Below are 12,975 nucleotides of genomic sequence, written 5' to 3'. Positions count from 1 at the left end.
AATGAAATTATTCATTGTGCACAAACAAAAAGAATCATCAAACTGGTTTTACGATCCAGAAGAGTTTTCTCATACTCATGCATTTTGATATTCAGAGAAATGAGGATCTATTAGTGGACAAAACCTTATCGTAGATGGAACATCTCATATACACATACGCTAACTTGGATATCATAAAAATGTCTAGAGAACGAAATAGTGATTTCAGTTCACCAAAAGCTGAACTTGACAGTGCCGCACTTTTTTATCACCAACACCCAAAACCTGGAAAATTGGAAATACAAGCAACAAAACCTCTTGATAATCAACGTGATTTAGCTCTTGCTTATTCTCCAGGCGTTGCAGCACCATGTCTTGCGATTCATGAAGATCCCAATCTTGCTGCTCAATATACCTCCCGTGCTAATTTAGTCGCTGTTATATCCAATGGAACTGCTGTTCTTGGTTTAGGAAACATTGGTCCACTCGCTTCCAAGCCAGTTATGGAAGGCAAGGCCGTTTTATTTAAAAAATTTGCGAATATTGATGTTTTTGATATTGAAATTGATGCATCCGATATAGAACAAATGGTACAAACAATATCGACCTTAGAACCTACATTTGGTGGTATTAATCTTGAAGACATTAAGGCTCCTGAATGTTTTGAAATCGAAGAAAAGCTTCGTGCTAAAATGAAAATTCCAGTTTTTCATGATGACCAACATGGAACTGCCATTATTGTTTCTGCTGCTGTATTAAATGCCTTAAATCTTTCAGGAAAAAAAATTGAAAATGCAAAAATAGTTACCTCAGGTGCAGGTGCTGCTGCCCTCGCTTGCCTTAATCTTTTGGTTCGTCTTGGGGCAAAAGTTGAAAATATTTGGCTTAGTGACTTAGAGGGAGTTGTTTATGAAGGTCGCAAGACCCTTATGGATCGTTGGAAAATCAATTACGCACAAAAAACGGACGCACGAACTTTATCTGATATTATTGATGATGCGGATATTTTTCTAGGCCTATCTGCGGGTGGTGTTTTAAAGCCTGAATATCTTAAAAGAATGGCTCAAAATCCACTCATTTTAGCGCTAGCTAATCCAGTACCAGAAATTATGCCTGAAGAAGCACGCTCTATACGACCAGATGCAATGATCTGCACAGGACGCTCTGATTATCCCAATCAAGTTAATAATGTCCTTTGTTTTCCCTATATCTTCCGTGGTGCATTAGACGTAGGTGCTAGTGCAATTAATGAAGAAATGAAAATGGCCGCTGTTCATGCGATTGCTGCCCTTGCACGTGAAGAAACTTCAGATGTTGTAGCACGTGCATACTCAAAAGAACCACCCAATTTTGGACCAGACTATCTGATCCCCTCTCCTTTTGATCCGCGTTTAATACTGCGTATTGCTCCCGCTGTTGCTAAAGCAGCAATGGCAACAGGTGTCGCCATTCGTCCCATTGAAGATATGGAAGCCTACTATGATATCCTCAATCGGTTTGTCTTTCTTTCTGGTTTAACAATGAAACCTGTTTTTGCTGCAGCAAAAACAGCAAAACGTAAACGCGTCATCTATGCCAATGGTGAAGATGAACGCGTCCTTCGTGCAGCACAAGTTGTCATTGAAGAACAAACAGCAACGCCCCTCCTTATCGGCCGTCCACATGTCGTAGAAGCAAGATTAAAACGCTTTGGTTTAAGAATTCGTCCCGGTATAGATTTTGAATTAACAAACCCTGAAGATGATCCACGTTTTCGTGATTATGTTAATTTATTTTTTCATTATACAGGAAGGCGTGGTGTTACGCCTGAAATGGCAAAAACAGTAGTGAGAACATCAACAACGGCTATTGCTGCCCTTGCCGTTATGCGTGAAGAAGCAGATGCAATGATTTGCGGCTTAGAAGGACGCTTTGAACGCCAACTTGAATTGATTGAACAAATTATCGGTCTTGATCCTAATGTTCACCGTTTTTCTGCTATGAGTTTGCTTATCTCTCAACAACGTACTCTTTTCCTTACAGATACTTACGTCAATGAAAATCCTTCTGCAGAAGAAATCGCTGAAATGACTGTGTTGGCAGCTCAAGAAGTTGAAGCATTTGGAATAACACCAAAAGCAGCCTTATTATCACACTCAAACTTTGGTTCTAAAAACACAGAAAGTGCGCGTAAAATGCGACGTGCAACAGAAATTCTTGCCAAATTACACCCTGATTTAGAAGCAGATGGTGAAATGCATGCTGATGCTGCCCTTTCCAAAGTTTTTCGTGATCGTGTTTTTCCTAATTCTCGTCTTAAAAGTGAAGCTAATTTGCTTGTCTTTCCAACACTTGATTCAGCCAATATCACGCTCAACACTGTTAAAAGCCTCACAAATGCACTCCATGTTGGTCCTATTCTAATCGGGGCAGCACGTCCCGCCCATATCTTAACACCTTCAGTAACTTCCCGGGGAGTTGTTAATATAACAGCCCTTGCTGTCCTTGCTGCCAATAGAAAAAATAGTCTCGTAAAATAAATGCGTAATAAAATTTCAAAGTTTTTTAAATATTGAGATATAGTATTTCATGTACTGTAAACCTCTTTTCTCTATAGATAAAGACAGCTATATTCTGGATTAAGTCTTTTTTTAAAAGAGAAAAAAGGCTAGAAGAACAATATTAAATGTATTTTGAATTTACTAACTCTATAATAAGGAATCCGTACATTGCCTTCCACGTTTGATAAAGTTGCTGATATCATTGCAGAAATCAGTGAAATTGATCGCAATACAATTACACCTGAAAGTCATACAATTGACGATCTAGGAATCGACAGTCTTGATTTTCTTGATATTGTTTTCGCTATTGATAAAGCTTTCGGAATAAAAGTTCCTCTAGAACAATGGACACAAGAAGTCAACGAAGGTACCGTTGCAACAGAAGAATACTTTGTTCTTAAAAACCTTTGTGCAAAAATTGATAATCTCGTTGCCTTAAAACAGGCGGAGTAGTTTTTTCGCCATGCATGATCAATCTGTATTCATCACTGGTATAGGTCTCATAAGCTCTCTGGGGGAAGGAACTGATCAACATTGGAATCTCTTAAATGATCCAATCCGTACACCAAACCTAGATTATACAACTTTTTCACCCTACACGGTTCATAAATTGCCCGAAATTGATTGGAGTTTACAAATTCCTAAAAAAAGTGATCAACGGCAAATGGGAACATGGCAGCGTCTTGGTACCTATGCGGCTGGTCTTGCTCTTGATGATGCCGGCATGAAAAATAATGAACAACTCACTTCAACAATGGATATGATCGTAGCTGCAAGTGGGGGAGAACGTGATATTACTGTTGATACACAGATTCTTTCTAAAGCGCGCGCAGTTGCCGATCATGCCTCTATGTTAAATGTTGCTCTTTCAACTGAACTTCGCCCAACATTATTTTTGGCACAACTTTCAAACCTTTTGGCAGGAAACATTTCAATTGTTCATAAAGTCACTGGATCATCTCGTACATTTATGGGAGAAGAAGGCAGTGGTCTTTCTGCACTTCAAATTGCTGTAGCTCGTATTAAATCAGGTCAAAGCACCCATGCTCTTGTAGGAAGTTCCTATAATGCACAAAGTTATGATATGTTGTTGGCGCATGAGCTTGGTGGTCTTTTAACCCATAATGGATGGAGCCCAGTGTGGGATCGTGAAATCCACCCCGGCGGCGGTATCATAGCCGGTTCTGGTGGTATCTTCCTAGTTATTGAAAGTGGAGAACATGCCAAAAAACGCAACGCACGTGCTTATGCTGAAATTAACCAAATTATTACAGACCAAACAGATAGAACCAAAATTCCACTTAGAGAGTCAATTGCAACAATGTTAAAAACTGCTGGCGCTAAATCTGCCTTAGCCATTTCAGCAGCCTCAGGAGCTCACGAAGCAACAAAAGCAGAACAAAATGCTCTTGATAATGCTGATCTATCTTATCGTGGCATTACAACATTATTTGGTTATATGAGGGAAGCACAATTTCCTCTAGCTCTAGCTCTTGCAGCACTTTCAATTGAAAAAAAACATTGTTTTCCAGCGTTAAGTCCTCATGAAAAACCTTTTTCTAAAGAAGTACGTGAAATATTTGTTACAACTATTGGTATAAAAAGAGCTGAAGGTATTGTGCGTCTTACAGCTGTTTGAAGGGGAATTTCTATAGTGAAATATCATGATCATTTTGGGCGTCCACTTGTAGCAATAACTGGTGCAGGCATTGTCACATCACTGGGACAAGGGAAACATGAAAATTGGCAAAAATTAACAAGTGGTGTAAGTGGTATCCACAAAATAACACGTTTTCCCGTTGAGGGATTAAATACATATATTGCTGGAACAATTGATTTTCTTAAAGAAAGTACACTTGGTGCTTCAGCTCTCTCTGAGAAGCTTGCACATCTTTCTGCTGAAGAAGCTTTAGAACAAGCTGCTATTGATAAAAAAAAATTTAATGGACCACTCTTTCTAGCTGCTCCTCCTGTTGAACTTGAATGGAAAGCACGTTTTAGTCTTGATCAAGAGGAAGAATTCAATAATGAGCCTTCTTATGCACATCTTCTTAAAGTCTGTAAGGATAAACTCCATGAGACGCTTTTTGAAGCCACACAATTTGGTGCAATTGCAGAAAAACTTCAAAAAACATTTGGCACAAAAGGACTTCCTGTTACACTTTCCACTGCCTGTGCATCTGGTGCAACAGCAATTCAATTAGGTGTTGAGTCTATTAGACGGGGAGAAACAAATCGAGCTCTTATAATTGCGACAGATGGATCAGTTTCAGCAGAATCTCTCATCCGTTTTTCGTTACTATCTGCTCTTTCAACTCAGAATGAGCCTCCAGAAAAAGCAGCAAAACCCTTTAGCCGTGATCGAGATGGTTTTGTTATGGCAGAAGGCTCAGGCGCTCTTGTTCTTGAATCTCTTCAAAGCGCATTAAACCGTAATGCTATAGTTTTAGGAATTTTAGCTGGCTGTGGAGAAACCGCTGATGACTTTCACCGTACACGTTCAAAACCCGATGCATCACCAGCAATTGAATCCGTTCGCAAAGCTTTAGACGATGCAAAAATAACTATCAATGAAATTGATTATATTAATGCCCACGGAACTTCAACACCTGAAAATGAGAAAATGGAATATCTTGCATTATCAACAGTATTCGGTGATCTTTTAAAGCATATTCCAGTCTCTTCTAATAAATCAATGATTGGGCATACATTAACTGCTGCTGGTGCAATAGAAGCGGTTTTTTCGCTTTTAACCATTCAATCGGGGATACTTCCACCGACAATAAATTATGATAATCCTGACCCTGCGATCCCTTTAGATGTTGTTCCTCATCATAGCCGTAAGGCCTGTGTCAATGCGGTTTTGTCAAACTCATTTGGATTTGGTGGTCAAAATATGAGTCTTGTTATCACTGCATATAAAGGATAATCCTTTAATAATAAAATTTTATAACGCTAACCTAATAATATATTTAAGGGGGATGATAATGCGTGCACTGCAACTCTTCGATGATCGTCGGCTTGAAATCACCAATATTTCCCCGCCATCTTCACCTAGTATAGGTGAAGTAACTGTGCGGATAAAAGCCGTTGCTCTTAATCATATTGATGTATGGGGATGGCGTGGCATGGCTTTTGCGAAAAGAAAAATGCCACTCATCATTGGTGCAGAAGCCTCTGGTGAGGTTATACAAATAGGAGATGGCGTTGAACATCTCCAACTTGGACAGATTGTCTCAATTTATGGTGCACAAACCTGCGGAGTATGCCAAGCTTGTCATGAAGGACGGGATAATCTTTGCAGTCAGGTAAAGGGAGTCTACGGTTTTCACCTTGATGGATTTGCGTGTGAGCTTGTCAATTTGCCAGCACGTTTATTAGTTCCAGCCCCTCTCCAATGTGATGAATTGCAAGCAGCAGTTGCTCCAATTACTTTTGGTACCGTAGAACATATGCTTTTCGATAACGCAAAACTACAAGCAGGAGAAACAATCCTGATACAGGCTGGTGGTTCAGGTATTGGTTCTGCAGCCATTCAACTTGCAAAACACATGGGCTGTACAGTTATCACAACTGTAGGTTCAGATGAAAAAATTGCAAAAGCACACTCTCTTGGGGCAGATCATGTGATTAATTATCGTAAAGATCGTTTTGAAGGTGTAGTGCGTAAATTAACCCAAAAAAAAGGTGTTGACGTTGTTTTTGAGCATGTTGGTGTAGATACATGGAACGGTTCTCTGTTATGTATGAAAAAAGGAGCACGTTTAGTGACTTGCGGTTCTACCTCTGGTGTTTCAGCACCAATAAATCTCATGCAATTATTCCAGCAACAGCTTAAGATATTCGGTTCATTTGGCTGCCGTATGGAAAATATGAAAAATGCCATGCAAAAAATGGCACAAAAAGCCGTACACCCTGTCATTGATACAATTGTTGGGCTGGATGAAATTGATACAGCTTTAAAACGAATGGAGAGCCGTGATGTTTTTGGTAAAATTATCCTTAAAATCGATTAAATCATGATGAAGCTTTCTCTTAAAAATCTCATATATCGTATTAAAATTATAGCTAAAAAAATATCCTACTTGTTATGGGCATATCTGCTCTTTGGTTCTTTATTTATTCTAAAATGTTTTCCAGCCAAAATGGGAATTTCTTTTTTTGCTTGGTTAGCAAAAAAAATTGGTCCCCTTGTACATCGTCATCAAATCACACTTGCAAACCTTAGGAGTGCATATCCAGAAAAAACAGAGCAAGAACTCCGTGCGATTGCAATAGAAATGTGGGAAAATATAGGACGTTTCCTAGCCGAATATATTTTTCTTGATAAAATTTTTGATTTTGATCCTCATGCAGATGAGCCAGGTTTCATTGAGGTTAAAGGTATTGAAATATTTGAGCGATTAAAAAATGAAAAAAAACCACATATTTTTTTCACCGCACATACTGGAAATTTTGAACTTCTGCCTATTTGTGCACAAAGTTTTGATCTTAATGTTACGGTATTATTTAGACCACCCAATAATCCCTATGTTGCCAAACGAATCCTTAAAGCACGACAAACTTCTATGGGACACCTTGTTCCCTCCAAGGCCGGAGCAGCATGGGCATTAGCAGCCAAATTAGAAGAAGGTGAAAATGTTGGTATGCTCGTTGATCAAAAATTTCGCCGCGGTATCATGGGAACATTTTTTAACAGACCTCTTAAAACAAACCCCTTAATTATAAAACTTGCTCGACAATATGACTGTGATATTTATCCAGCACGTTGTATTCGTTTGCCTAGTGGACGTCATCGTTTAGAGTTATATGAACATGTAGAACTTCCACGTGATGAAAAAAATGATATCGATATAGCTGCTTCTACGCAAAAATTAAATGATATTGTTGAATCTTGGGTCCGTGAATATCCTGGACAATGGATGTGGTTACATAGGCGTTGGGACATCTAACATAAGCTCTATTACTTACAAAGGAAGTGCAAAATGTTAGCCTCAAAAGATATCAAAGATCTCACTGCAATTATCACTGCATTACGAAACTCTGATAATGGTTGTATCTGGCATAAAAAACAAACTTTTGAATCCCTCATACCCTATATGCTCGAAGAAGTTTACGAAGTCATCGATGCCATTGAACGAAAGAATCGAAAGGATCTCTGTGAAGAACTTGGGGATCTTCTTTTACAAGTTGTCTATCATGCTACCATAGCACAAGAAGAAGGCAGCTTTACTTTTGAAGATGTTGTTTATGCAATCACGGAAAAAATGATTCGACGCCATCCTCATGTTTTTGGAAATGCCGAGCAAAAAAAACGAGGATTTATAAAAGAGGAGTGGGAATATATAAAAAAAAGAGAACAGGTTGAACAAAAAAGAATGTGCGAAGAAAAAAACAACAATTCCTCCACAAGCATACTCGCAAAAGTAAAACAAATCCAGCCAGCAAACCAAGAGGCACTTGCTTTACAAGAAGCAGCAGCTAAAGTAGGTTTTGATTGGCAAAAAAGTGATAAAGTTTTTGAAAAAATAGAAGAAGAACTCGAAGAGCTCAAAGAAGCCATCAAAAATAAACAAAACTCAGAGATAGAAGCAGAGTTTGGAGATCTCTACTTTATACTCCTTAACCTCGCGCGCCACTTAGCGATTGATTCACAAAAAGCATTAAAAAAAACGAATATAAAATTTCGAAATCGTTTCGCCTATATTGAAGAAAAGCTATCCACTCAATCTAAAACACTCACTGACGCATCCTTGAATGAAATGGAAGCACTTTGGAAGCAAGCTAAAAATGAACAATAAAAAATAGTAGATTTCTTCTACCTAAAAGAACAAGCCCCTCTAAAATTACTAAATTATAATTTAGCTCAGCTCAATTTGTTTTATATTGATCCTGCGTAGCAGGACGAAGTTCCACCGATTCTCCACACCCGCATGCTGAAACTTGATTAGGATTTTTAAAGATAAAACCAGACCGCAGCGTTGTCACTTCATAATCCATCTGCGTCCCTAATAAAAATAATACCGCATCATGTGCTACAAAAACACGGGCACCATTCACTTCAACAACATCCGCATCTATCCCCTTTTCTTTGACAAGAGTAATTGTATACTCCATCCCTGCACAACCACCTTTTTTGATACCAACAAGAATACCCTGTGCATCTTTTGCATCCATAATCGCTTTAACACGATCCACTGCTGCTTGCGTCAAATTTATTACCGAAAAACGGCTCATAGTTTACTCTTTTCTTAGTTCAATAGACACTTTGAAAGTTTTTCCTCTATAATATTTTATCTGATATTTCAGAAAAAAAACAAAACATAAATTAAAGCATTCTGACCTTGTTTATTTGGATAAAAATACATACCCGTAAAATGAGATTTGTGATTATATAATCCAGAACTTACAATTTTTTGTCCACATAAAATGCAAAATACCTCATCTATAAAAACTCTAAAAAAACGAAAACTTTTCAAAACCATACATTCACTCCTCTTCTTTTGAAAATCTTTATCTTTTTAGAAAAGTAACGATTAGGTAAGAAAAAAAATATACCTTCCGCACTCATTTGCTCCAATTCATACCCCTAAAGTCACCAATCTTACCCCCTCACAATCTCAAAAGTAATTAAATGCATACATCTATTAACTATAGTGCTAAAAATTTAATGATCACAAAGAATTTTACAAATTCGTTATTTATCTTGAATTAACAACAAAATATTGATGTCCAAAATTTTTACTTTCAAAAGCTCTAAGTGCAAGAGCATTTTAGATTATTCTGTTTATTTTTTCTCTTGCCTTTAAAGAAACAGTCATTTAATCGTTTTACACAAACTCGGAGCGTAGCGCAGCTTGGTAGCGCACTTGACTGGGGGTCAAGGGGTCGTGGGTTCAAATCCCGCCGCTCCGACCATTTTTAAAATGCTATAAAATAAGCTTACTTAAAAAGTGAATGATTATGCATTTCAATTGCACACACATGAAATTTTTCTTCAACATAGAATAATGTGCAATGATATTTTATCATAAATTCGAGATAAGCTGTTTTATTTAAATGCGCTTCTTCTTAGGAAAACACATACGAAACGCGAGACCTTTTGTCTCGCGTTTTTTATTCTTCAGAAAAATTTATAATTATTCGATCTCATATTTTCTAAATTTTCTTTACACGATAATGTCGCTGTTATCATTTTTTGTAATGGATGGTGACATCTGTACGGTTATCTTTTTAGGTTTTAATTCAGCTGGCATTTCCCTTTTAAGCTGAATATGAAGAAGTCCATCTCCAAGTTCTGCCCCAATAACCTTAACATGATCAGCTAAATGAAAACGCCGTTCAAAAGCACGCGAAGCAATACCTCGATAAAGGAATTCTCGCTCTTCATCATCATTTTTAGACTTTCTGTCTCCCTTAACGATCAGCTGGTTACAATGCGTTTCAATATCAATTTCATCTTGAGAAAAACCAGCAACAGCCATAGAAATTCTATAAGAATCTTCAGTTAAACGCTCGATATTATAAGGGGGATAAGAAGAAACTTCGTCTGGTTGTGTTCTAGAATCAAACCAGTTAAAAAGATGATCAAAACCTACTGTGGAACGATAAAATGGTGAAAAATCTACTTGACGCATAATATTGCCCTCCTCTAGAGCGACTATAATTTATAACTAATTCACAAAGTTCCCACATGGCAAACTTACTTGTGAACCTGCGGCCCCATCATGGCAACCACACTATATTATCTAGTAATCGTTTTTCTTTATTTCAACTCTTTGGGACCTAAATTGATAAAAACTATCTAAAAAGCAATATACCCCTTTTTAAATCCTTTTTCTTCATTACATAAATGTCAAAGCACTAAGCAGCAAATACATTGTAAAGGATTTCAATTGGAAACACCTCTTTATCCCATAGACTGGGGGGCCACTCCTCTTAATGTCCATCATGGTACTCTTAAAATAGCAATAGATCATGAAATTCGTTTTGCTATAACATATCCTGAGGTGGAAAAATCTAAGGGAACAATTGTTATTCTCAAAAGTTACGCAAATACTTTAGAAAAATATTTTTTATTAATAAATGAAATTTCTAAACGCGGTTTTCATACAGCAATATTTGACTGGTTTGATCAAGAAAAAACATCCCTCAAGATAAGAAAACAAAACAGACATCATTATTTTGATATAAATAACGATATTAATGACTTATATAAATTTCTTAAAAATATTGTTTATCCTAATTGTCCGCCACCTTACTCTATGCTTGCCTACGGCATAGGTGGATTGATAGCACTTAGCGGATTAGATCTCATTAATCATCAGTTTAATAGATTGCTCTGTGTTTCTCCCCTTTTTGCTCCATTCGGCAATAAAACAAATGGTTTTCAACATAAATTAACACAATTTCTTTCTGATATAGGTCTTGGCTTTATACCAGCGAAAGATGGTAAAAAATTAAACAAAACAAAACAAAAAAATATACAATTGGGACACATACATAAAGTGCCGCTCTCTTCCATTAAGCCCCCAACATCCCAATGGATAGCATCAGTATTTAATGCGATTGATTCTGTGAAGAGAAATGTACTTCATGGAGATTTACGAATCCCAACACTCTTTATTCTTGCCAATCAAAATAATATTGCAAACAACATTGAAGTGCAGCAATTATGCCAACACACACGTCTGACAGAAAGTATTACTATTACAGGCGCTGAACTGGATACAATTATGGTTAACGAAGATTATAAAAAGCAATTTTGGGCTGCATTTGATGCATTTATTCCCTATAATGTATCTGTAAAATAACACTAAACCTTAATTCTGCTCCGCCCTATCAAAAAAGAAATTTTCTACGAGCATTGGATCTACAAACACTTTTTAATATAATGGATTTTACTTTCCAATCACTCATATGATTCGTTTTCTAGCCTCTACAGACAAGCCATGACCTAAATATTCACCACGCATTCTAATAAAAAAACTAATATACAAAGTATATCATTACATTAAACAATATTATTTTATATCATAAAAAATAACTTAATAAAAAACTACTTATATAAATAAAAATAATAAATCTATCTTAATATAACATGATACATATTTATAAATAAAGCATCAAAATACTATTTTTGATTTGTTATAAAATGTTCATTTAATATTATATCTAGAAAAATAATATTTTTCATCTATTTAAGGAAAAAAACTGGAAATAAAGCGCATTTATAATATTTATTACAAATCTCTATAAAAACAAATAACTATAAAATTTCTATTTCTTAGGAGAACTTTTTAAAAACAATAAATTAACATAATATTCTTTTAATTTCTCGATATAGGAAGTCCCTACAATAATGGTTTTCATAAGTTTTTTAATGGAATTCTGATAATAATCAGCAAATTTAAAAGAAAAGATAGCAATGAATCATCTTAGAAGTTTTAGAGCCCCCCTTCTTTTTTCAAAATCACATATATTTCGAATTTAACCAACTCACAACGAATATGCTGTATTCTGAATAAGAATGTAAGAATTAACCATTTTGCCATTCATTTCAATTATGAGCATTTTACCATCTTTTTTCTAAATACTCTATATTGTATAATTGATGCGGCAAAACTCTGACAAATGGAGCCATTGGAACATAATCATGAAACGAATCCTGCTCGCAGAAGATGATAACGATATGCGTCGCTTTCTCGTAAAGGCCTTAGAACGTGCAGGCTACGAAGTCGCCGATTTCGATAATGGTATTAGCGCATATGAACGTTTACAAGAAGAGCCATTTTCCCTTCTCCTGACTGATATTGTGATGCCAGAGATGGACGGAATCGAACTTGCACGACGTGCTACTGAGATTGACCCTGATTTACGAGTAATGTTCATTACAGGTTTTGCAGCAGTAGCACTCAATTCAAATAGTGATGCCCCTCCTGATGCAAAGGTTCTCTCTAAGCCATTTCACTTACGTGAACTCGTCAATGAAGTTGAAAAGATCCTTATCGCTGCTTAAAAAGTATTTTTAAAGTTATTTGCATCTGTTGAAAGAGAAAATGAAATTAGGCATTGACGTTTGGCATTCTATATGGTGTATGCAACATCAATGAATGGGCGTGTAGCTCAGCGGGAGAGCACTACGTTGACATCGTAGGGGTCACAGGTTCAATCCCTGTCACGCCCACCATTCAACTTTATAGTATAAATAAATTATTGAATTATCGTATTCTTCCAAGGTGCGGGATGCGTAAATAAAGGTTCGGAAATAAGATTTTGCAACATGCCTCTACAAAGGGCATGCCTTAGGGAGTGTTTCTAATATTTTTTACGTTCTGATAGCGCCTCTTGGGGGAAGCCATCTAAAAGTATCACAAACGTAATAACAACATCATTTTGCAACAGATTAGAAGTTGGATTTTAAAATTCTTTCGACAAGCATAGGCTTCTGTTCTAA

General features: G+C 36.6%; 11 protein-coding genes and 2 tRNA genes. 11 read left to right on the top strand and 2 right to left on the bottom strand.

What is annotated here, in order from left to right:
* The first annotated feature begins 179 nt into the window (after positions 1–179).
* From ACFILH_RS08005 to mazG, 7 genes are all read left to right on the top strand, one after another.
* Positions 180–2,498 (top strand): NADP-dependent malic enzyme, encoded by a 2,319-nt coding sequence (locus ACFILH_RS08005; protein ID WP_375643179.1) that lies wholly within the window; start codon positions 180–182, stop codon positions 2,496–2,498.
* Between the two features lie 189 nt (positions 2,499–2,687).
* A complete protein-coding gene (locus tag ACFILH_RS08000; RefSeq protein WP_375620202.1) occupies positions 2,688–2,972 on the top strand; it encodes an acyl carrier protein in 285 nt (94 codons plus the stop codon).
* A gap of 10 nt (positions 2,973–2,982) precedes the next feature.
* The gene (locus ACFILH_RS07995; protein WP_375631264.1) at positions 2,983–4,158 is read left to right on the top strand and encodes a beta-ketoacyl-ACP synthase; all 1,176 of its coding nucleotides are present in this window, start codon (positions 2,983–2,985) and stop codon (positions 4,156–4,158) included.
* A gap of 15 nt (positions 4,159–4,173) precedes the next feature.
* Positions 4,174–5,448 (top strand): beta-ketoacyl-ACP synthase, encoded by a 1,275-nt coding sequence (locus tag ACFILH_RS07990; RefSeq protein ID WP_375643180.1) that lies wholly within the window; start codon positions 4,174–4,176, stop codon positions 5,446–5,448.
* Between the two features lie 58 nt (positions 5,449–5,506).
* Positions 5,507–6,535 (top strand): zinc-binding dehydrogenase, encoded by a 1,029-nt coding sequence (locus ACFILH_RS07985; protein WP_375631262.1) that lies wholly within the window; start codon positions 5,507–5,509, stop codon positions 6,533–6,535.
* Positions 6,536–6,541: 6 nt separating this feature from the next.
* Complete coding sequence (locus ACFILH_RS07980; RefSeq protein ID WP_273791402.1) at positions 6,542–7,471, top strand: lipid A biosynthesis lauroyl acyltransferase; 930 nt, start codon at positions 6,542–6,544, stop codon at positions 7,469–7,471.
* Positions 7,472–7,504: 33 nt separating this feature from the next.
* Positions 7,505–8,320: a nucleoside triphosphate pyrophosphohydrolase gene (gene mazG, locus ACFILH_RS07975; RefSeq protein ID WP_375637474.1), complete on the top strand. Its 816-nt coding sequence runs from the start codon at positions 7,505–7,507 to the stop codon at positions 8,318–8,320.
* 70 nt (positions 8,321–8,390) lie between these two features.
* On the opposite strand, the gene ACFILH_RS07970 is transcribed toward mazG, so the two are convergent.
* On the bottom strand, positions 8,391–8,756 hold the full coding sequence (locus ACFILH_RS07970) for an iron-sulfur cluster assembly accessory protein (protein WP_273791397.1): 366 nt from the start codon (positions 8,754–8,756) through the stop codon (positions 8,391–8,393).
* Positions 8,757–9,360: 604 nt separating this feature from the next.
* Between ACFILH_RS07970 and ACFILH_RS07965 the strand changes: the two genes are divergently transcribed.
* Positions 9,361–9,437 (top strand) — tRNA-Pro (locus ACFILH_RS07965).
* 251 nt (positions 9,438–9,688) lie between these two features.
* Here ACFILH_RS07965 and ACFILH_RS07960 read toward each other — a convergent pair.
* Positions 9,689–10,156 carry an Hsp20 family protein gene (locus tag ACFILH_RS07960; RefSeq protein ID WP_273791398.1) on the bottom strand — a complete coding sequence of 156 codons (468 nt, stop codon included), beginning with the start codon at positions 10,154–10,156 and terminating at the stop codon, positions 9,689–9,691.
* Between the two features lie 258 nt (positions 10,157–10,414).
* On the opposite strand from ACFILH_RS07960, the gene ACFILH_RS07955 reads away from it, so the two are divergent.
* The 3 genes from ACFILH_RS07955 (at position 10,415) to ACFILH_RS07945 (ending at position 12,708) form a co-directional block, all read left to right on the top strand.
* Positions 10,415–11,332 (top strand): alpha/beta hydrolase, encoded by a 918-nt coding sequence (locus ACFILH_RS07955; RefSeq protein ID WP_375667617.1) that lies wholly within the window; start codon positions 10,415–10,417, stop codon positions 11,330–11,332.
* Positions 11,333–12,174: 842 nt separating this feature from the next.
* A complete protein-coding gene (cpdR, locus tag ACFILH_RS07950) occupies positions 12,175–12,537 on the top strand; it encodes a cell cycle two-component system response regulator CpdR (RefSeq protein WP_005773448.1) in 363 nt (120 codons plus the stop codon).
* A 96-nt stretch (positions 12,538–12,633) separates the two neighbouring features.
* Positions 12,634–12,708 (top strand) — tRNA-Val (locus ACFILH_RS07945).
* Positions 12,709–12,975: the final 267 nt, after the last annotated feature.

Origin of the sequence: Bartonella sp. CL435QHHD, assembly GCF_042195095.1 — a bacterium.
Taxonomy (GTDB): Bacteria; Pseudomonadota; Alphaproteobacteria; order Rhizobiales; family Rhizobiaceae; genus Bartonella.
This window is presented reverse-complemented; position numbering and strand designations above follow the sequence as displayed.